17 protein-coding genes are annotated in these 18,722 nt (G+C 72.4%); 6 read left to right on the forward strand and 11 right to left on the reverse strand.

Going from position 1 to position 18,722, the window contains the following annotated elements:
* Nucleotides 1-19: 19 nt before the first annotated feature.
* Both ACZ6JY_RS08080 and ACZ6JY_RS08085 read right to left on the reverse strand, forming a co-directional pair.
* Entirely contained in the window at nt 20-2,344 is a 2,325-nt protein-coding gene (locus ACZ6JY_RS08080) for a bifunctional salicylyl-CoA 5-hydroxylase/oxidoreductase (protein ID WP_469193913.1), read from the reverse strand.
* A gap of 17 nt (nt 2,345-2,361) precedes the next feature.
* On the reverse strand, nt 2,362-3,189 hold the full coding sequence (locus tag ACZ6JY_RS08085; protein WP_469193423.1) for an enoyl-CoA hydratase family protein: 828 nt from the start codon (nt 3,187-3,189) through the stop codon (nt 2,362-2,364).
* A gap of 208 nt (nt 3,190-3,397) precedes the next feature.
* Between ACZ6JY_RS08085 and ACZ6JY_RS08090 the strand changes: the two genes are divergently transcribed.
* Nucleotides 3,398-3,817 carry an ATP-binding protein gene (locus tag ACZ6JY_RS08090; RefSeq protein WP_469193425.1) on the forward strand — a complete coding sequence of 140 codons (420 nt, stop codon included), beginning with the start codon at nt 3,398-3,400 and terminating at the stop codon, nt 3,815-3,817.
* Nucleotides 3,818-3,832: 15 nt separating this feature from the next.
* On the opposite strand, the gene argF is transcribed toward ACZ6JY_RS08090, so the two are convergent.
* The 4 genes from argF to ACZ6JY_RS08110 form a co-directional block, all read right to left on the reverse strand.
* Nucleotides 3,833-4,831 carry an ornithine carbamoyltransferase gene (argF, locus tag ACZ6JY_RS08095; RefSeq protein ID WP_469193427.1) on the reverse strand — a complete coding sequence of 333 codons (999 nt, stop codon included), beginning with the start codon at nt 4,829-4,831 and terminating at the stop codon, nt 3,833-3,835.
* 171 nt (nt 4,832-5,002) lie between these two features.
* A complete protein-coding gene (locus ACZ6JY_RS08100; protein WP_469193429.1) occupies nt 5,003-6,235 on the reverse strand; it encodes an arginine deiminase in 1,233 nt (410 codons plus the stop codon).
* Between the two features lie 107 nt (nt 6,236-6,342).
* A complete protein-coding gene (locus tag ACZ6JY_RS08105) occupies nt 6,343-9,039 on the reverse strand; it encodes a polynucleotide kinase-phosphatase (protein WP_469193431.1) in 2,697 nt (898 codons plus the stop codon).
* Nucleotides 9,036-10,538, reverse strand: a complete 1,503-nt coding sequence (locus ACZ6JY_RS08110) for a 3' terminal RNA ribose 2'-O-methyltransferase Hen1 (RefSeq protein ID WP_469193433.1) — start codon at nt 10,536-10,538, stop codon at nt 9,036-9,038. Before ACZ6JY_RS08110 ends, ACZ6JY_RS08105 begins: the two co-directional genes overlap by 4 nt.
* 431 nt (nt 10,539-10,969) lie before the next feature.
* Between ACZ6JY_RS08110 and ACZ6JY_RS08115 the strand changes: the two genes are divergently transcribed.
* The gene (locus tag ACZ6JY_RS08115) at nt 10,970-11,413 is read left to right on the forward strand and encodes a hypothetical protein (protein ID WP_469193434.1); all 444 of its coding nucleotides are present in this window, start codon (nt 10,970-10,972) and stop codon (nt 11,411-11,413) included.
* A gap of 134 nt (nt 11,414-11,547) precedes the next feature.
* Here the strand turns inward: ACZ6JY_RS08115 and ACZ6JY_RS08120 are convergent, their stop codons facing one another.
* From ACZ6JY_RS08120 to ACZ6JY_RS08135, 4 genes are all read right to left on the reverse strand, one after another.
* Complete coding sequence (locus tag ACZ6JY_RS08120; protein WP_469193436.1) at nt 11,548-12,471, reverse strand: LLM class F420-dependent oxidoreductase; 924 nt, start codon at nt 12,469-12,471, stop codon at nt 11,548-11,550.
* 150 nt (nt 12,472-12,621) lie between these two features.
* Nucleotides 12,622-13,104, reverse strand: coding sequence for a DUF6099 family protein (locus tag ACZ6JY_RS08125; protein WP_469193438.1), 483 nt, complete (start codon nt 13,102-13,104; stop codon nt 12,622-12,624).
* Nucleotides 13,105-13,301: 197 nt separating this feature from the next.
* Complete coding sequence (locus ACZ6JY_RS08130) at nt 13,302-13,634, reverse strand: nucleotide pyrophosphohydrolase (protein WP_469193915.1); 333 nt, start codon at nt 13,632-13,634, stop codon at nt 13,302-13,304.
* A 98-nt stretch (nt 13,635-13,732) separates the two neighbouring features.
* Nucleotides 13,733-14,899 (reverse strand): AAA family ATPase, encoded by a 1,167-nt coding sequence (locus ACZ6JY_RS08135; RefSeq protein WP_469193440.1) that lies wholly within the window; start codon nt 14,897-14,899, stop codon nt 13,733-13,735.
* 307 nt (nt 14,900-15,206) lie between these two features.
* On the opposite strand from ACZ6JY_RS08135, the gene ACZ6JY_RS08140 reads away from it, so the two are divergent.
* Nucleotides 15,207-15,626, forward strand: coding sequence for a helix-turn-helix transcriptional regulator (locus tag ACZ6JY_RS08140; protein ID WP_469193442.1), 420 nt, complete (start codon nt 15,207-15,209; stop codon nt 15,624-15,626).
* A gap of 10 nt (nt 15,627-15,636) precedes the next feature.
* Nucleotides 15,637-16,053, forward strand: a complete 417-nt coding sequence (locus tag ACZ6JY_RS08145) for a VOC family protein (protein WP_469193444.1) — start codon at nt 15,637-15,639, stop codon at nt 16,051-16,053.
* A gap of 41 nt (nt 16,054-16,094) precedes the next feature.
* Here ACZ6JY_RS08145 and ACZ6JY_RS08150 read toward each other — a convergent pair whose 3' ends face one another.
* Nucleotides 16,095-16,487: a cell division protein SepF gene (locus tag ACZ6JY_RS08150; RefSeq protein WP_469193445.1), complete on the reverse strand. Its 393-nt coding sequence runs from the start codon at nt 16,485-16,487 to the stop codon at nt 16,095-16,097.
* A 205-nt stretch (nt 16,488-16,692) separates the two neighbouring features.
* On the opposite strand from ACZ6JY_RS08150, the gene cbiE reads away from it, so the two are divergent.
* Nucleotides 16,693-17,976 (forward strand): precorrin-6y C5,15-methyltransferase (decarboxylating) subunit CbiE, encoded by a 1,284-nt coding sequence (gene cbiE, locus ACZ6JY_RS08155; protein WP_469193447.1) that lies wholly within the window; start codon nt 16,693-16,695, stop codon nt 17,974-17,976.
* On the forward strand, nt 17,973-18,722 hold the full coding sequence (cobM, locus tag ACZ6JY_RS08160) for a precorrin-4 C(11)-methyltransferase (RefSeq protein ID WP_469193449.1): 750 nt from the start codon (nt 17,973-17,975) through the stop codon (nt 18,720-18,722). Before cbiE ends, cobM begins: the two co-directional genes overlap by 4 nt.

Genomic DNA, 18,722 nt, shown 5'->3' on the forward strand with positions numbered 1-18,722 from the left:
CTCTCCGGGCGGCCGGGGCTCAGCTGTTGAGCGTCAGCCGCGGCTTCGGGGCGTCCGTGCGGCCCGTCTGCGGGCGGCGGCTGCCCGCGCGGTACTGGACCGGCCAGGGGGCGCCCGGACCCTCGTAACCCTGTTCGGCGGCCGCGTGCAGCGTCCAGTGGGGGTCGTAGAGGTGCGGGCGGGCCAGCGCGCAGAGGTCGGCGCGGCCCGCGAGGAGCAGGGAGTTGACGTCGTCCCAGGACGAGATGGCGCCGACCGTCAGCACGGGGATGCCCGTCTCGTTGCGGATGCGGTCGGCGTAGGGGGTCTGGTAGGAGCGGCCGTAGGCGGGGCGTTCGTCGGCGACGACCTGGCCGGTGGAGACGTCGATCGCGTCGGCCCCGTGGGCGGCGAAGGCGCGGGCGATCTCCACGGCGTCCTGTGCGGTCGTGCCGCCGTCGGCCCAGTCGGTGGCGGAGATCCGGACCGTCATCGGCTTCTGCGCGGGCCATGCCTCGCGGACCGCGTCGAACACCTCCAGAGGGAAGCGGAGCCTCGCCGTCAGGGAGCCGCCGTACGCGTCCGTGCGGTGGTTCGTCAGCGGGGAGAGGAACCCGGAGAGCAGATAGCCGTGCGCGCAGTGCAGTTCGAGCAGGTCGAAGCCCGCCCGCTCGGCGCGCGTGGCCGCCGCGACGAACTCGTCGCGGATCTCCGCCAGACCGGCCGGTGACAGCTCGTGCGGGGTCTGGCTGCCCGGCTTGTACGGGAGCGGGGACGCGGCCCGCAGCGGCCAGTTGCCGTCGGGCAGCGGGTCGTCGATGCCCTCCCACATCAGTTTCGTGGAGCCCTTACGGCCCGAGTGGCCGAGCTGCACGCCGATGGCCGTACCGGGGGCCCGCGCGTGCGCGAAGCCGGTGATCCGCCGCCAGGCCTCGGCCTGCTCCTCGGTGTAGAGCCCGGCGCAGCCCGGCGTGATGCGGCCGTGCTCGCTGACGCACACCATCTCGGTCATGACCAGGCCCGCGCCGCCGAGCGCCCTGGCGCCCAGGTGGACGAGGTGGAAGTCGCCGGGGACGCCGTCCACGGCGGAGTACATGTCCATCGGCGAGACCACCACGCGGTTGCGCAGGGTCAGACCGCGCAGCCGGAAGGGCGTGAACATCGGCGGCGTGCCCTGCGGGCAGCCGAACTCGCGCTCGACGGCGCGGGTGAAGTCCGCGTCGCGCAGCCGGAGGTTGTCGTGGGTGACGCGGCGGCTGCGGGTCAGGAGGTTGAAGGCGAACTGGCGCGGCGGCTGGTCGAGGTGGTCCGCGATCCGCTCGAACCACTCCAGGCTGGCGCGGGCCGCGCGCTGCGTGGAGGCGACCACCGGGCGGCGCTCGGCCTCGTACGCCTGGAGCGCTGCGGGCAGGTCCGGCTGCTCCTGGAGACAGGCGGCGAGGGCGAGGGCGTCCTCGACGGCGAGCTTGGTGCCGGAGCCGATGGAGAAGTGGGCGGTGTGCGCCGCGTCGCCGAGGAGGACCGTGTTGCCGTGGGACCAGCGGTCGTTGACGACCGTGCGGAAGTTGATCCAGGCGGACTTGTTGCCGTGCAGAGGGCGTCCGCCGAGCGCGTCCGCGAAGATCTTGGCGCAGCGTTCGGTGGACTCGCGCTCGTCGAGCCCGTCGAAGCCGGCCGCCTCCCACACCTCCTCGCGCATCTCGACGATGACGGTGGAGGCGTCGCGCGCGTAGGGATAGCCGTGGAGCTGCATCACGCCGTGCTCGGTCTCGGCGATCTCGAAGCGGAACGCGTCGAAGGCGAAGTCGGCGGCCAGCCAGATGTACCGGCAGCGGTGCGTCGTGATGTGCGGCCCGAAGGCTTCGGCGTGCGCCTCGCGGGTGAGGCTGTGCACGCCGTCCGCCGCGACGACCAGGTCGTACGCCGTGGAGAGCGCGGCGGCGGGCGGTGCCTCGGTGCGGAAGCGGAGCTCGACGCCGAGGCCGCGGCAGCGCTCGTGCAGGATCTCCAGGAGCCTGCGGCGGCCGAGCGCCGCGAAGCCGTGGCCTCCGGAGGTGTGCCGCCGGTCGCGGTGCACGATGTCGATGTCGTCCCAGCGCACGAACTCGGCCTGGAGGGCCGCGTACACGGCGGGGTCGGCGTGCTCGATGCCGCCGAGGGTCTCGTCGGAGAGGACGACGCCGAAGCCGAAGGTGTCGTCCGGGGCGTTGCGCTCCCAGACGGTGACCTCGCGGGCCGGGTCCAGGCGCTTGAGCAGCGCGGCGGCGTAGAGCCCGCCGGGGCCGCCGCCGATGACGGCGATGCGGTGCGCTTTGGGGGCGGCGGTTTGGGTGGTGGCGGTGTTTCCGGTGGGGGCGGTGTTCATCGGCCCTGCGGTGCTGTTCATCGGCCCTGCCACTTCGGGGGGCGCTTCTCGGTGAACGAGGCGTGGAACTCCGCGTAGTCCTCGCCGTTCATGAGCAGCGCCTGGGTGGCCGCGTCCAGCTCCACGGAGGCGGCGAGCGGCATGTCGAGCTCGGCGGTGAGCAGGGCCTTGGTCTGGGCGTACGCGAGGGCGGGACCGTCGGCGAGGCGGCGCGCGAGGGCCTGCGCGGCCTCGGCGGCCTTGCCCTCCTCCGTCAGCTCGCTGATCAGGCCGATCCGCTCGGCCTCGGGGGCGCGCACCGGCTCGCCCAGCATGAGCAGGCGCGTGGCGTGGCCGAGGCCGACGACGCGGGGCAGCAGGTAGGCGGCGCCCATGTCGCCGCCGGAGAGACCGACCCGGGTGAACAGGAAGGAGAACTTCGCCGAGGGGTCCGCGACGCGGAAGTCGGCGGCGAGGGCGAGCACGGCACCGGCACCGGCGGCCACGCCGTGCACGCCGGCGACGACCGGGAAGGGGCACTCCCTGATCGCCCGCACGACCTGCCCGGTCATGCGGTTGAAGTCCAGCAGCTCGGCCGTGTCCATGGCGAGGGTCGCGCCGATGATCTCGTCGACGTCACCGCCGGAGCAGAAGCCGCGCCCCTCGCCGCCGAGCACGAGCGCGCGCACGGACCGGTCGCGGGTGAGCTCGGCGAGCAGATCGCGCAGGTCGGCGTAGGCGCCGAAGGTGAGCGCGTTGAGCCGGTCGGGACGGTCGAGGGTGACCGTGGCGACCCCGTCGTCGACGGCGAGGCGCAGGTGGCGCCAGTCGGGGGTACGGGTCGCGGAGCCGGTGAAGGGACTCATGAGGTGCGGCCTCCTCGGCCTGGGGGCTGAAGCTCGCTGCCCCACGAAGTTATCACCGAACGGTGACTGTCGTCACGACCACGCGATAACGCCGCGTCCGCCTGGGCCCTATGGCCCCATGGGTGCCCGACCGTGGTCACTGTCGACATAGCGCTTAAGATTCGTACGGTTGAAAGCAGGACCGCCTGCTGCCCGGAACGGACCCGCCTTGTACGAGCCACCCTCCCCCGCCTCCTGGCGCATCGAGCTGCCGCACACCACGGCAGCCGTGCCGGTCGCGCGCGCCCTGGTCCGTACGGCGCTCACCGAGATCGAGTCGCCCGCCGACACCGACACCGCGGAGCTGCTCACCGCCGAGCTGGTCGCCAACGCCGTCGAGCACACCGACGGCAAGGACCCGATAGAGCTGGTCATCGAGCTCCTGCCGACCGGCTGCCAGGTCGAGGTGCGCGACTCGAGCCCGCTGCCGCCCGGCGACCTCACCTCGCCCTGCCCCCCGGGCCCGCCGGACCCCTGGCAGGAACACGGCCGCGGCCTCCTCCTGATCCGTACCCTCAGCTCCTCCTGCGGCCACCGCGCCACGGATTCCGGCAAGGCGGTGTGGTTCAGGCTGCCGTCCCGGGACTGAGAGGGACCGCGCCGCTCAGGCGAGCGTGGCGACCAGTACCGCCTTGATCGTGTGCAGACGGTTCTCCGCCTCGTCGAAGACGACCGAGTACGGCGACTCGAAGACCTCGTCGGTGACCTCCAGGGAGGTGGTCCCGAACCTGTCGTGCATCTCGCGGCTGACCTCGGTGCCCAGGTCGTGGAAGGCCGGCAGGCAGTGCAGGAACTTCACGTCCGCGTTGCCGGTGGCGCGCAGCACGTCCATCGTCACGGCGTAGGGCGCGAGAGCGGTGATGCGCTCCTCCCAGACCTCCTTGGGCTCCCCCATGGAGACCCAGACGTCGGTGGCGACGAAGTCGGCGCCCCTGACCCCCTCGTCGACCGCCTCGGTGAGCGTGACGCGCGCCCCGCCGGCCTCGGCGAGCTCGCGGGCCGCCGCGATGGTCTCCTCGGACGGCCAGTAGGCGCGGGGTGCCACGATCCGGATGTCCATGCCGAGCAGGGCGCCGGTGATCAGGTAGGAGTTGCCCATGTTCATCCGGGCGTCGCCCAGGTAGGCGAACGAGACGTCGGTGAGCGGCTTCGCCGTGTGCTCGGTCACCGTCAGGATGTCGGCGAGCATCTGGGTGGGGTGCCAGACGTCGGTCAGCCCGTTGTAGACGGGCACGCCCGCGTGGGCGGCGAGCGTCTCGACGGTGTCCTGGGCGTCCCCGCGGAACTCGATCGCGTCGAACATCCGGCCGAGCACCCGGGCGGTGTCCTTGGCGGACTCCTTGTTCCCTATGTGCGAGCCGGACTGGTCGATGTACGTCGTCGACGCACCCTGGTCGGCGGCGGCGACCTCGAAGGCGCAGCGCGTCCTGGTCGAGCTCTTCTCGAAGATCAGCGCGATGTTCTTGCCGGTCAGACGCCGCACCTCCGTCCCCGCCCGCTTCGCCGCCTTCAGCTCGGCGGCGAGGGCGACCAGGCCACGGAACTCGTCGGCGGTGAAGTCCAGCTCCTTGAGGAAGTGGCGGCCGGAGAGGTGGGTGGCCATGGTGGCGCTCCTAGGTGCGGATACGTGGACGGTGAAACCATCGATCGAAGTATGGGAACCATTGGAACTATATACGATCAACGACAATTCTATGCATGAGGTGTGCCGAGGGGCGGCTCGGCACTGCTGCCTGGCCAAAGAGCCGCCAGGACCAGGCGGGACCAGGCGGAGCTAGGCCCCCGGCACCGCGTCCCGCTCGACCGGACAGCTCATGCACCGCGGGCCGCCCCGGCCGCGTCCCAGCTCACTGCCCAGGATCTCGATCACCTCGATGCCCTGCTTGCGCAGGAACGTGTTGGTCGTCGCGTTCCTCTCGTACGCGACCACGACCCCCGGCTCCACCGCCAGGACGTTGCAGCCGTCGTCCCACTGCTCGCGCTCGGCGGCGTGCACGTCCTGGGTGGCCGTGAGGACGCGGATCGAGTCCAGGCCGAGCGCCGCCGCGATCGCCCGGTGCATGTGCTCCGGCGGGTGGTCGGTGACCTTCAGCTCCCGGTCGCCGACGCCCGGCTCGATGGTGTAGGAGCGGAGCATGCCGAGGCCCGCGTACTGCGTGAAGGTGTCGCCGTCGACCATCGTCATGACCGTGTCGAGGTGCATGAACGCCCGCCGCTTCGGCATGTCGAGCGCCACGATCGTCTGGGCCGAGCCCGCCGCGAAGAGCTTGTGCGCCAGCATCTCGACCGCCTGCGGAGTGGTGCGCTCGCTCATGCCGATGAGCACCGCGCCCCTGCCGATCACCAGGACGTCACCGCCCTCGATGGTCGAGGGGTAGTCCGCCTGACCCTGCGACCAGACGTTGAAGTCGTCGTCGCGGAAGAGCGGATGGTGCCGGTAGATCGCCTCGAAGTGCACGGTCTCGCGCTGCCGGGCGGGCCACCGCATCGCGTTGATGGAGACGCCGTCGTAGATCCAGGCCGACGTGTCGCGTGTGAAGAGGTGGTTGGGCAGCGGGCCGAGCAGGAAGTCGTCCAGGTCCATGCAGTGGAAGCGCACGGACGTCGGTTCGGCGTGCAGCTCCAGGAACTCACGCTTCGTCATCCCGCCGACCAGCGCCTCGACGAGCTCGGCCGACGGCATCGTCTCGAACACGGCCCGGAGGTGGTCCGTGGCCAGTGGGCCGTACTCCTTCTCGTCGAAGACCCGGTCGAGGACCAGCGCGCGGGCCGCGGGCACGTCCAGGGTCTCGCTGAGCAGATCGCCGAAGAGGTGCACGGCGACGCCCCGGTCGCGCAGGACGTCCGCGAACCCGTCGTGCTCCTGGCGGGCCCTGCGCACCCACAGGACGTCGTCGAAGAGGAGTGCTTCCTTGTTGCTCGGCGTCAGACGCTTGAGCTCCAGATCGGGGCGGTGCAGTATGACGCGGCGCAGCCGCCCGGCCTCGGAGTCGACATGGAATCCCATGGGGTCCATCTTTCCCCGGCAGGACGGCCGGCGCGCAGTCAATGCGCTACCTCGACCTCGTGGCGGCTCCGGGCGATGCGGTCGGTGGCCCGGAGCCGCGGCCCGTCTCAGAGCCGCGGGTCCACCGGCTCCGACTCCAGGGCCAGGACCGCGAACACCGCCTCGTGGACGCGCCACAGCGGCTCGCCCTCGGCCAGGCGGTCCAGGGCTTCGAGGCCGAGCGCGTACTCCCTCGTGGCGAGCGAGCGCTTGTGGCCGAGGAAGCGCTCGCGCAGCTTCTCCAGGTTCCGCGGACGCGTGTACTCCGGGCCGTAGATGATCCGCAGGTACTCGCGGCCACGGCACTTGACGCCTGGCTGCACCAGACGTCCCTCGCCGTTCCTGACCAGGGCCGCGACCGGCTTGACGACCATGCCCTCACCGCCGCGGCTGGTCATCTCCAGCCACCAGTCGATGCCTGCGCCGACCGACGCCTCGTCGCCGGTGTCGACGTAGAGGCGGCGGGTGGTCTGGAGCAGACCGGTGCCGTCGTGCTCGACCATGCGGTCGATCAGGGCGAGCTGTTCGTCGTGCGGGAGCGCGGCGAGGCTGCGGCCCCTGACGGCGAGGATCTGGAACGGCGCGAGGCGCACGCCCTCCAGGCCCTCGGTCGGCCAGCAGTAGCGCCGGTACGCCTCGGTGAACGCGGCGGCGTCCCTTGCCCGTTCCCGCTGCCTCGCGAGGAGCGCGCCCACGTCGACGCCACGCGCCTTCGCGGCCTCCAGGGCGGCCAACGCGCCGGGGAAGACGGCTCCCGACGCGGCGCCCACGGCCGCGTACTGGGTGCGGAGCAGGCCCGATGCCTTCAGCGACCACGGCATCAGCTCGGCGTCGAGCAGCAGCCAGTCCGTGTCCAGCTCCTCCCACAGGCCCGCCTCCGTGACGGCGGCGCGCAGCCGGGCCAGGATCTCCTCCGTGACGGTGGGGTCACCGAAGAACGGGCGGCCCGTACGGGTGTAGAGCGAGCCGGTCGGAGCCTCGCCACCGCCCGGCGCGGCCGGGGTGCCCCCGACGCCGAAGCGCTCGCGGGCCACGTCGGCGTCCCGGCAGACCAGGGCCACCGCACGCGAGCCCATGTGCTTCTCCTCGCACACGACACGGCCGACGCCGTCCTGCGCATACGAGGCGAAGGCCTCCGCCGGGTGCTCCAGATAGCCCTCGCGCCGCGAGGTGGGGGTGGGTGCCATGGTCGGCGGCAGGTACGGCAGCAGGCGCGGGTCCACGGCGAAGCGGCTCATGACCTCCAGGGCCGCCGCCGCGTTCTCCTCGCGCACGCTGACGCGGATCCCGGTCGGGGTCTCCCCCTCCGGGACGAAGTCGTGGGCGCGGGGCAGGGTCTCCACCACGCGGCGGCCCCGCACGTCGGCGAGGTCGAGCGGCCGTCCGTCGTGGCCGCCCGGCGCCTCCGGGCGCAGCGGCTTGGCGGGCTCGTACCAGACGCGCTCCGCGGGGACGTCGACCAGCTCGCGCTCCGGCCAGCGCAGCGCGGTCAGCCTGCCGCCGAAGACCGCGCCGGTGTCCAGGCAGATGGTGTTGTTCAGCCAGGACGCGGTGGGCACCGGGGTGTGGCCATAGACCACGGCGGCACGGCCGCGGTAGTCCTGCGCCCATGGGTAGCGCACGGGCAGGCCGAACTCGTCGGTCTCGCCGGTGGTGTCGCCGTAGAGCGCGTGCGAGCGCACTCGGCCCGACGTGCGCCCGTGATACTTCTCGGGCAGGCCCGCGTGGCAGACGACCAGCTTTCCGCCGTCCAGGACATAGTGCGAGACGAGTCCGTCCACGAACTCCCGCACTCCCGCGCGGAACTCCTCGCTCTCCGCGTCGAGCTGCTCGATCGTCTCGGCGAGGCCGTGGGTGTGCTGGACGTTGCGGCCCTTGAGGTAACGGCTGAGCTTGTTCTCGTGGTTCCCGGGCACGCACAGGGCGGTGCCGGCGCCGACCATGCCCATCACGCGGCGCAGCACGCCCGGGGTGTCCGGGCCGCGGTCGACGAGGTCGCCGACGAATACGGCCGTACGGCCCTCCGGGTGCGCGCCGTCCACGTAACCGAGCTTGCCGAGCAGGGTCTCCAGCTCGGAGGCGCAGCCGTGGATGTCGCCGATGATGTCGAAGGGGCCGGTGAGGTGAGTGAGGTCGTTGTACCGCTTCTCGGTGACGACCGAGGCACGGTCGACCTCCTCGGCCCCGCGCAGCACGTGCACCTTCCGGAAGCCCTCGCGCTCCAGGTGCCGCAGGGAGCGGCGCAGTTCGCGCTGGTGGCGCTGGATGACGCGGCGCGGCAGCCCGGCGCGGTCCTCGCGCACGGCGTTGCGCGCCGCGCAGACCTCTTCGGGCACGTCGAGCACGATCGCGATCGGCAGGACGTCGTACTCCCTGGCGAGCTGGACGAGCTGCTTGCGGCTCTCGCTCTGCACGTTGGTCGCGTCGACGACCGTACGGCGCCCGGCGGCGAGCCGCTTGCCCGCGATGTAGTGCAGCACGTCGAAGGCGTCGCCGCTGGCGCTCTGATCGTTCTCGTCATCGGCGACGAGCCCACGGCAGAAGTCACTGGATATGACCTCGGTCCCCTTGAAGTGCCGCCGCGCGAAGCTGGACTTCCCGGACCCGGTGGCCCCGACGAGCACGACGAGGGAGAGATCGGTGACGGGGAGGAGACGGCCGGCGGGGGTGGGGGCCGGGGGTTCGGGGGTGCCGGAGGGCGGAATGGTTGCCCGGGGTCCCGGCGTGCCGGAGGCGATGGGCTGGGGGTCGTTGTGGTTCGTCATGCCGCGTTCGCTCCCTTCGCGCGCTCGTCCTTGCCGTTCCGTGCCCCTTCGGTCTGCGTGAAGACCGCCATCTGGGTCGGCGGGCCCACCTCGGGGTCGTCGTCGCCGACGGGGGCGAACTCCACCCCGTACCCGTGCCGTCCGGCGACCTCGGTCGCCCAGGCGCGGAACTCCTCGCGGGTCCACTCGAAGCGGTGGTCGCCGTGGCGGCTGTGGCCTGCGGGGAGGGTCTCCCAGCGGACGTTGTACTCGACGTTCGGCGTCGTCACCAGGACCGTGCGGGGCCGCGCGGAGCCGAACACCGCGTACTCCAGGGCCGGCAGGCGCTCCACGTCCAGGTGCTCGATGACCTCGCTGAGCACCGCCGCGTCGTACCCCTTCAGCCGCTTGTCGGTATACGCGAGCGAACCCTGGAGCAGCTTGACCCGCTCGGCCTGGCGCTCGCCCATGCGGTCCAGCTTCAGCCGCCGCGAGGCGACGGTCAGCGCGCGCATCGACACGTCGACCCCGACGACTTCGGTGTACCGGACGTCCTTGAGCAGCGCCTGCACCAACTGGCCCTGCCCGCAGCCCAGATCGAGGACGCGGCAGGCCCCGGACTCGGCCAGCGCGGCGAGGATCGCCTCGCGGCGCCGCACGGCGAGCGGCACCGGGGCCTCCTCCGTGTCGCTCTCCTCGTCGACGGCGTTGTCGATCTCGTCGATGTCCGAGTCGTCGGTGTCGGCGAGCCGCACCAGTTCGAGCCGGGCCTTCGCCGCACGGGTCAGGGACCAGCGCCGCGAGAGGTAGCGGCTGGTGATGAGGTCCTGCTCCGGGTGGTCCGCGAGCCAGCCCTCGCCGGCCCGCAGCAGCTTGTCCACCTCGTCCGCCGAGACCCAGTAGTGCTTGGCGTCGTCGAGGACGGGCAGCAGCACATACAGGTGCCGAAGGGCCTCGCCCAGGGTCAGCTTCCCGTCCGGCACGTCGAGTACGAGACGGACGTACCGCGAGTCGCCCCACTCCGGGAACCGCACGTCCAGCGGAACGGGCTCCACCGACACCGACCAGCCCAGCGGCTCGAAGAGGCTCCGCACCAGCGCGGCACCGCCTCGCGCGGGCAGCGCGGGCACCTCCACGCTCAGCGGCAGCGGCTGCCCCGCGAGCTCGGGCCGCGCCTTGCACACGTCACGCATCGCGCTGGAGAACACCGTGGTCAGCGCTACGGCCAGGAGCGAGGACGCCGCGTAGGGCCGGTCGTTCACGTACTGCGCGAGGGCCGCGTCGGGTGCCCCGCCCTGTCCCTTGCCCTTCGCCCTGCCGCGCCGCACGAGCGCGAGGGGATCGACCTCGAGAAGCAGCGCGGCCGTACAGCGCTCGGCGGTCGCCTCGGGGTAGAGGACGTGCGCGGTGCCATAGGAGGTGGAGAACGCCTGCGCGTTGTCGGGGTGCTTGTGCAGCAGGAACCCGAGGTCGGTCGCGGGGCGTTCGGGGGTGCCGGTGGTGGTGACGGTAAGGAACACGGTGAGTGGGCCTCGAAACGGGGTCTGAGCCGCGGTGCGCAGCGGGCGTCCCGGCGCGGTGCACGCGAGTGCCTCCGGGCCGGGCGCCGATGAACCGCGGCAGTGGAAGTGCGCGCTTCCGGTGATCACGGAGGCACGCCTCTTCAACGTACAGCGATCACCACGGGCACACCCTGGAATTTCCCCCTACCCGTCTACGCCCCACGTGAGGCCCCCATGACCCCACGCGGGCCCCCGCGTGGGGCGTGCGCCCCCCGGCGGAAAGCGCGGGAGATGTGTCGGGCCCCTGCCCTCTCTGCGCACCGTGTGCGCTCCCCGTATGACGTTCAGGCAGGGCGCACGACGGTGATACGCCTGTTGTCAGTCCTGCTCTCGCGCGTCTTCCCGCGCGCGGCACCGGCATCGGCATCGGATCGCAGAGGAGTGATCGTATGACGCCGTTCGACACAGGGCGGTTGTGCGCGATCGTCAAGATCCTGGACAAGGCGAGCAGTCATCTCCGTCTGGCGGCCCGGGAGTGCGCGCCCCCCGGGCCCACGAACGCCACGCCCACCACGCCCACCAAGCCCTCCACGGCCTCCGATCCCGCCTCCGACCCGGCGGCTTCGGCCATCGTCGCGCTCCTGCGTGTCTCGGAGCACGCGTCCAGCAGCGTACGGAGGGCGCTGGTCCACATACGCAACGGTGAGGCCCAGCGGGCCAGGGACGAGCTCGACACGGCACGCACCGAACCGTCCGGCGCCGCCCTCGCCCCCGCGGGCATCGCGCAGCCGCTGCCCCCGCGCGTGACCACTGCCCTGCACCTGATGCTGGGGATCACCGGCTTCTTCCCCTCCGAGACGGAACAGGTCCTCGCCCGAGCCGCCGTCCGCTGACACCCGGCGGCGCACCACCGGCGGAAGCGCCCCGAGCGGCGTCGCACCGCGTGGTCCGGCAAGTGGCCGCCGGGCGCCGGAGGGGTGCGTCCGGCGGCCACGTCTGTGGCCGGGCATGGCCGGGCATGCCCGTTCTAGGACAGCTGCGACTGCACCTGCGAGGAGATGAGCTCCAGGTGGTCCAGATCGGCGAGGTCGAGGCACTGGAGGTAGATGCGGCTCGCGCCGATCGCCTCGTACCGCCCGATCTTGTCGACGACCTCCGCGGGCGAACCGGCCAGGCCGTTGGCCTTCAGCTCGTCCACCTCGCGGCCGATCACCGCCGCCCGCCTGGCCACCTCGGCGTCGTCCTTGCCGACGCAGGCGACCAGCGCACTGGAGTACACCAGGTCGCCGCCCCTGCGCCCGGCTTCCTCCGCCGCCGCGCGGACCCGTCCGAACTGCCGCTCGCTGTCCTCCAGTGAGGCGAAGGGGATGTTGAACTCGTCCGCGTACCGCGCGGCGAGGCGTGGGGTGCGCTGAGCCCCGTGCCCGCCGATCAGGACCGGCACCTTGCTCTGCGTGGGCTTGGGCAGGGCCGGGGAGTCGGTGAGCTGGTAGTGCTTTCCCTCGAAAGAGAAGGTCCTGCCCTCCTCCGTCGCCCACAGACCGGTGACGATTTCGAGCTGCTCCTCCAGGCGGGCGAACTTCTCCTTGGGGTAGGGAATGCCGTACGCCCGGTGCTCCTCCTCGAACCAGCCTGCTCCCAGCCCCAGTTCGACCCGGCCGCCCGACATCTGGTCGACCTGCGCCACCTGGATCGCCAGGACGCCGGGCAGCCGGAACGTGCCCGCCGTCATCAGCGTGCCCAGCCGGATCCGCTTGGTCTCCCGCGCCAGCCCGGCCAGCGTGATCCACGCGTCCGTGGGGCCCGGCAGGCCGTCGGACGACCCCATGCGGAGATAGTGGTCGGAGCGGAAGAAGGCGTCGAAGCCGAGGTCCTCGGTGGCCTTGGCGACGGTGAGCAGGGTGTCGTAGGTCGCCCCTTGCTGGGGTTCCGTGAAGATTCGAAGATCCATGGCTCCATCCTGCACGCTCGCACGCCCCTTGGCCCCGCCGTTCCCGCCGGGCGTCCGCCGCCCCGGTCGGGTGAAAATCCGTCGGCACGACGGCCCGCGCCTGTCCCCGTCCCGGTCGGGGCCACCTCCGGGGCCGTTTCCACGCCGGCCTCATGCCGGCCCCGCCGCCGAGTCGGCCTCCGGCAGGCGCTGCTCCCGCACCGCGAGTCTGCGCAGCATCTCAAGGACCCGGTCCCTGGACTCGTCGGCGGCGTCGATCGCCTCCATGCACTGCCAGTAGACCCCCTCCTCGGCGGCGCCCATGGCTACCCCGACGAGCGCGATGCCGACCTCCCCGAAGAGCCCGTCGAGCGCGACCAGGACCTCCTGGGCGTCGCCGGTCTCCGACAACCGCGCCGCCCGTATGTCCTCGGTGCCCAGGCGCGGGGCGTCGAGCACGGTGCAGGCCCTGCCGCCGACCTCACTCAGGCCCAGCGCCTCGCCCCGCAGCTCCGGAGGCCCCGCGACCGCGAGGCGGCTGCCGATCGCCTGCGCGAGGGCCTGCGACTGCCAGACCTCCGCGACCACTTCGGCCGGGTCCTCGCACAGCGCGAGGGCACGCCGGTTCGCCTCGATGAGCCGCATCGCGTTCATGAGCCACCCCCCATCCATCCCGCACGCATTCGCCGCACGTCCGCCCGAACTCCCGCATCCACTACCCAGAGTGATACTCATCCGGGCGAAAAGCCAGGGGCGACCGGAAATCTGTGGACAACCACGTCGGTTTAGACAAGTCCACAACTCCGGAGAGTGACGAACGTCGGGGGAACGGCACCGGGTGAGGGGCGCTTTCAGGCTCCCGGCGCCGGAAACCGCCGCTCGTTCCTGTCGATCTTCGCGTCGAGCGCGGCGAGCGGGTCGATCCCCAGGACCTCGCAGAACTGGAGCAGATAGGCGAGGACATCGGCGACCTCGTCCGTCACCCGGTGCGCCGAGTCCGGGTTCGCCATCACGCGCTCCGACTCCTCCGGCGTCAACCACTGGAAGATCTCGACCAGTTCCGACGCCTCCACGCTCAGCGCGGCGGCCAGGTTCTTCGGGGTGTGGTAGCGCCCCCAGTCGCGGGCCGCGGCGAACTCGGCCAGCCTCCGCTGAAGCCCCGCCAGGTCTCGCCGCGCATCCAGGTCTCGCCGCGCGTCCCGCCGCACACCACCCCGGACAACGCCCTGCCCCTCACCCTCTACAGCCCGCTTCGCGTCCCGCTCTGCATCACGTTCCTCTGTCACGGCTCAAGGTCTACCACCGAGGCGTCGGTGACGCGGGCCGCCGCCGCACCGTCCCGTACCGCCCCGACCAGGCGGATGTGGCCGCGTGCGCAGGTACGCGCCGCCAGTTCGCCGAGCGCGCGGACCTGCCGTGCGTCCAGGCGGTGGTCGAAGCCGTCGGCGAGGACCGTGAGGGTCTGGCAGGCCTCCGGCACCTCGGCCGCCGGGTCGACGGCGAGCACTCCGGGGCCTGTGAGCAGGACCAGCGCCAGGGCCAGGTACCGCAGCTCGCCGTCGCCGAGGCGCGCGAGCGGGGTGCGTACGCCGTCCCCGCGGTCCACGAAGGCGGCGACCGCCCCGTCCTCCGCTTCCTCGGCCACGACGTCGACGACCGGCCCCGCGAAGCCGGCGCGCGCCGCCGAGACGAGCAACCCGTGGCGCACGGCGCACTCGGCCCGGGTGCGCCACAGCACCTCGGCGAGGTTGTCGCAGCCGCCGAGGAGACGGCCGCCGCCGATGAGTCCCGCGGGCACCGGGGCGCGCATCCGGCCGGGCCGCGGGTCGCAGGTGAACGCCGAGCGGAGAGCGACCACGACCTGCTCGGCGGCGGCGAGCACCAGGCGCTGCCCCTCGGTGGAGCCCGCCACGCGCAGCGGTACGAGCGCGGTGCCGAGCCGGTCGTCGGGCATCGGGGCCCGCGTCACGGGCGCGGTGCCCGCGGTGTGCCAGGCCGCCTGGACCACCGGCCGCCCCGGATCACGCAGCGCGGTCTCCAGGAGGACGAGGCCGCCGCGGGTCAGCCGCTCGCCCACGACGCGGAGTTCGGGTTCGGCCTGGACTGCGAGGTCGAGGCGGACGGTGCCCGCGGGGCCGTCGACCGAGCAGCCTATGCGGAATCCGCGCCGCCGCTGCGTGTCGGCGCGGGCGCGCTCCGGTACGCAGGCCGCGGGGTCGTCGAAGACGTCGACCAGTTCGGCGCCCGCGCCGAGCCGCGCGAGGGCCTCGTACGCGCGCAGGGCGCTGGACTTGCCGCTGCCGCTGGGTCCCGTGACGAAGGTCAGCGGGCCGAGCGGAAGGACCGTGCCGCGGTGCCCGGCGAAGGCGGACAGCCTCAGCTCGACCACGTGCGGCCGGGCCCTTCCGGTGGGCGGCCACGGGGCCGTCCCCGGAGGAAGAACCTGCATGTGAACCCCATCCTGTACCCCGTCCTGAACCCCGTCTTGAGCCCCGTCCTGAACCCCGTCCTGAACCCCGTCATGTGTGGACGTCGAGTGGCCACCGTCATGGGAGCGCGTCAAGTGAGCACCGTCACGGGAGCGCGTCATGTGAGCACCGTCATGTCCGGAAGGTAGGCGGCGGCCGGTCCGGCGAACCGTTCCGCCCGTCCGGCCTTCCTACGATCGGGGCATTAGCGGCGAAGATCCCGCGCGCGGGACGGCCAGAGGTTTAAGGCGGCGCCCCGGTGACGCACCGCCGTGCGATCCTGGGCGGGTGAATCTGGAGGACCTCAGACAGTTGCGCCGCGCCCGGGACGTGATGGACCGCGACTATGCCCAGCCTCTGGACGTCCCCGCCCTCGCGCGCGTGGCCCTCATGTCACCCGGCCACTTCTCGCGCAGCTTCAGGGCCGCCTACGGAGAGACCCCGTACAGCTATCTCATGACCCGTCGCATCGAGCGCGCCAAGGCGCTGCTGCGGCGGGGTGATCTCAGCGTGACGGACGTCTGTTTCGAGGTCGGGTGTACGTCGCTCGGGTCGTTCAGCACACGCTTCACCGAGCTGGTGGGCGAGAGCCCGAGCGCCTACCGGGCCCGGTCGCACGAGCCGGGTGAGCCCATCCCCGCGTGCGTGGCGAAGTTCCTTCTGAGACCGGTCAGGAATGGAGAAGCGAAAGCCCCGGGCCGCCCGTAGTTTCTAGGGCATGGACATCAAGCTCTCGCAGTGTTTCATCGCCGTCGACGACCATGACAAGGCCATCTCGTTCTACCGTGACGCCCTCGGCCTGGAGGTGCGCAACGACGTCTCGTACGAAGGGCTTCGATGGGTGACCGTCGGCTCGCCCACGCAGCCGGGCGTGGAGATCGTGCTCGAACCGCCGGCCGCCGACCCGGCCACGTCGCCCGCCGACAAGCAGGTCATGGCGGAGCTTCTCGCCAAGGGCCTGCTGCGCGGTGTGATCTTCTCCACCGACGACGTGGACGGCACCTTCGAGCGCGTCAGGGCCGCGGGCGGCGAGGTGCTCCAGGAGCCGGTCGACCAGCCCTACGGCGTCCGTGACTGCGCTTTCCGCGACCCGGCCGGCAACATGCTGCGCTTCAACCAGCCGCGCCGCGGATAGCACCGCCCAGGAAGCCCAGGAAGCTCAAGAAGCTCAGAGCTTCAGGACTGGGAGACCGCTTCCACCAGCCCTTGCACCTCCGTGCCGGGCGGCGCCAGGAGGAAGACGTTCTTGTCGACCCGGTGCATGCCGCAGCCGAGGCCGAGGACCACGCCGCTGCTGAAGTCCAGTACGCGCTTGGCCACTTCCGTCTCGGCTCCGGTCAGGTCGAGGAGGACCGGGATCTGCGCCATGACCGTCTCGGCCACCTCGCGGGCGTCCGAGAAGACGTTCACCCGCATCACCACGAAGCGCCGCCGCGTCTCGGTCTCGGCCTCGGGCATCGCACGGTGCCCGGGCCACGAGGGCCATTCATTGCGGCTGCGCAGAGGTACGACCTGGGCGAGCCCTTCCCACTGTTCATCGGTGACGTCGTGGCGCTGACTGTTACTCACTGGCCCACCCCGTCCTGGCTCGCACGTGAAATCTGCACCGGCCAATTCTTACGCCAAGTCACCCGTTCAGCCCAACACCGACACGAATGACCCGCCGCGAACATCCCGTACGGCTTGTCGCACGCCAGGTGCGATAAGGGCGCCGGGCCTGGTCAGCAGTAGAGTGCGGTCGCGCAGTCCCCTCCCGAACCCCGAGGTATCAGAGTTGAGCCCCGCACCTCCCGCCTCCCCCGAAGGCATACCGGCCGTCACCGTCGTCGGGCTCGGGGCCGACGGCTGGGACGGCCTCTCCGCGGCGTCGCGCGCGGCGCTGGCCGACGCCGAGGTCCTGATCGGCGGCCCGCGCCAGCTCGGCCTGCTGCCCCTCTCCCACTGCCCCGGCGAACGCGTCGCCTGGCCCTCGCCGCTGCGCCCCGCGGTGCCGGCCGTGCTCGCCGCCCACGCGGGGCGCCGGATCGCCGTCCTGGCCAGCGGCGACCCCATGTTCTACGGCATCGGGCGCGCCCTGACCGAGGAGCTGGGCCCCGGGGCCCTGCGCGTCCTGCCCCACCCCTCCTCCGTCTCCCTCGCCTGCGCGCGCCTGGGCTGGCCGGTCGAGGACACGGAGGTCGTCACGGTCGTCGGACGCCCGGCCGCGCGCCTGGCCGCCGCGCTGCACGACGGGCGGCGGCTGCTCGTCCTCAGCGCGGACGCAGGAACGCCGGCCGAGGTGGCCGCCCTGCTGCGCGACCGCGGCTTCGGCCCGAGCAGGCTGCGCGTACTGGAGCAGCTGGGCTCCGAGCGCGAGAAGTCGTACGAGGACACGGCCGATGCCTGGTCACATCCGCCCGGCGCCCCGCTGAACATCCTCGCGGTCGAGTGCGGCCGCAGCCCAGAGGCGTTGCGGCTCGGTGCCGTGCCGGGGCTGCCCGACGCGGCGTACGAGAGTGACGGGCAGCTCACCAAGCGGTATGTCCGCGCCGCCACCCTCGCGGCCCTCGCGCCCGCCCCCGGCGAACTCCTGTGGGACGTGGGCGGCGGCTCGGGGTCGATCGCGGTGGAGTGGATGCGGGCGCACCCCTCCTGCCGTGCGGTCACCGTCGAGAAGAACACCGTGCGCGCCGAGCGGATCGGACGCAACGCCGAGCGGCTCGGCGTCCCCGCGCTGCGCGTGGTCACCGGTGCGGCCCCCGCCGCGCTCGCCGGGCTTCCCGTCCCCGACGCCGTGTTCATCGGCGGCGGCCTCACCGCACCGGGCCTGCTCGACGCCTGCTGGGCGGCGCTGCCGGCCGGCGGACGCCTCGTCGCCAACACCGTCACGCTGGAGTCGGAGGCCCTGCTCGCCGACCGCTACCGGCGTCACGGCGGCGAACTGGTGCGGCTCGCCGTCGCGCAGGCCGTCCCCGTCGGCGGCTTCACCGGGTGGCGCCAGGCCATGCCGGTCACCCAGTGGTCCGTCACCAAGCGGCCTGTCACCAAGTCCGGAATGTCTGGAGAACAACAACGATGACCGTGTACTTCATCGGCGCGGGCCCCGGTGCCGCCGACCTGATCACGGTGCGCGGCGCCCGGACGCTCGCGGCCTGCCAGGTCTGCCTGTACGCGGGCTCCCTGGTGCCGCGCGAGCTGCTCGCCGAGTGCCCCGAGGGCGCGCGTCTGGTGGACACCGCGCAGCTCGACCTGGACCGGATCACCGCCGAGCTGGTGGGTGCGCACGAGGCGGGACTCGACGTGGCGCGGCTGCACTCGGGCGACCCGTCCGTGTTCAGCGCGGTCGCCGAGCAGATGCGGCGGCTCGACGCGGCGGGGGTGCCGTACGAGGTGGTGCCGGGTGTTCCCGCGTTCGCCGCGGCAGCGGCCGCCCTGAAGCGGGAGCTGACGGTGCCGACCGTCGGCCAGACGGTGATCCTCACGCGCGTCGCCCAGCGGGCCACGGCCATGCCGGAGGGCGAGGACCTGGCCACGCTTGGCCGCAGTGGCGCGCTGCTGGTGCTGCACCTCGCCGCGGGCTACGTGGACCGGGTCGTCGAGGAGCTGCTGCCCCACTACGGCGCCGAGTGCCCGGCGGCCGTGGTCGCCCTGGCCAGCCGGCCCGACGAGGTGATCCTGCGGGGCTCCCTCGGCGACATCGCGGACCAGGTGAAGTCCGCGGGCATCGTCCGCACCGCCGTCATCATGGTGGGCCGCACACTCGGCGCCTCACAGTTCCGCGACAGTCACCTGTACTCCCCGGAACGGGACCGGCACGTCTGCTGA

It is taken from the genome of Streptomyces sp. NPDC046335 (assembly GCF_055587985.1).

Excerpts from the sequence above, each read along its gene's own strand:
- ACZ6JY_RS08080 (WP_469193913.1), bottom strand. The coding sequence starts at position 2,344 with ATGAACACCGCCCCCACCGGAAACACCGCCACCACCCAAACCGCCGCC.
- ACZ6JY_RS08085 (WP_469193423.1), bottom strand. The coding sequence starts at position 3,189 with ATGAGTCCCTTCACCGGCTCCGCGACCCGTACCCCCGACTGGCGCCAC.
- argF (WP_469193427.1), bottom strand. The coding sequence starts at position 4,831 with ATGGCCACCCACCTCTCCGGCCGCCACTTCCTCAAGGAGCTGGACTTC.
- ACZ6JY_RS08100 (WP_469193429.1), bottom strand. The coding sequence starts at position 6,235 with ATGGGATTCCATGTCGACTCCGAGGCCGGGCGGCTGCGCCGCGTCATA.
- ACZ6JY_RS08105 (WP_469193431.1), bottom strand. The coding sequence starts at position 9,039 with ATGACGAACCACAACGACCCCCAGCCCATCGCCTCCGGCACGCCGGGA.
- ACZ6JY_RS08115 (WP_469193434.1), top strand. The coding sequence starts at position 10,970 with ATGACGCCGTTCGACACAGGGCGGTTGTGCGCGATCGTCAAGATCCTG.
- ACZ6JY_RS08120 (WP_469193436.1), bottom strand. The coding sequence starts at position 12,471 with ATGGATCTTCGAATCTTCACGGAACCCCAGCAAGGGGCGACCTACGAC.
- ACZ6JY_RS08125 (WP_469193438.1), bottom strand. The coding sequence starts at position 13,104 with ATGAACGCGATGCGGCTCATCGAGGCGAACCGGCGTGCCCTCGCGCTG.
- ACZ6JY_RS08135 (WP_469193440.1), bottom strand. The coding sequence starts at position 14,899 with ATGCAGGTTCTTCCTCCGGGGACGGCCCCGTGGCCGCCCACCGGAAGG.
- ACZ6JY_RS08145 (WP_469193444.1), top strand. The coding sequence starts at position 15,637 with ATGGACATCAAGCTCTCGCAGTGTTTCATCGCCGTCGACGACCATGAC.
- cobM (WP_469193449.1), top strand. The coding sequence starts at position 17,973 with ATGACCGTGTACTTCATCGGCGCGGGCCCCGGTGCCGCCGACCTGATC.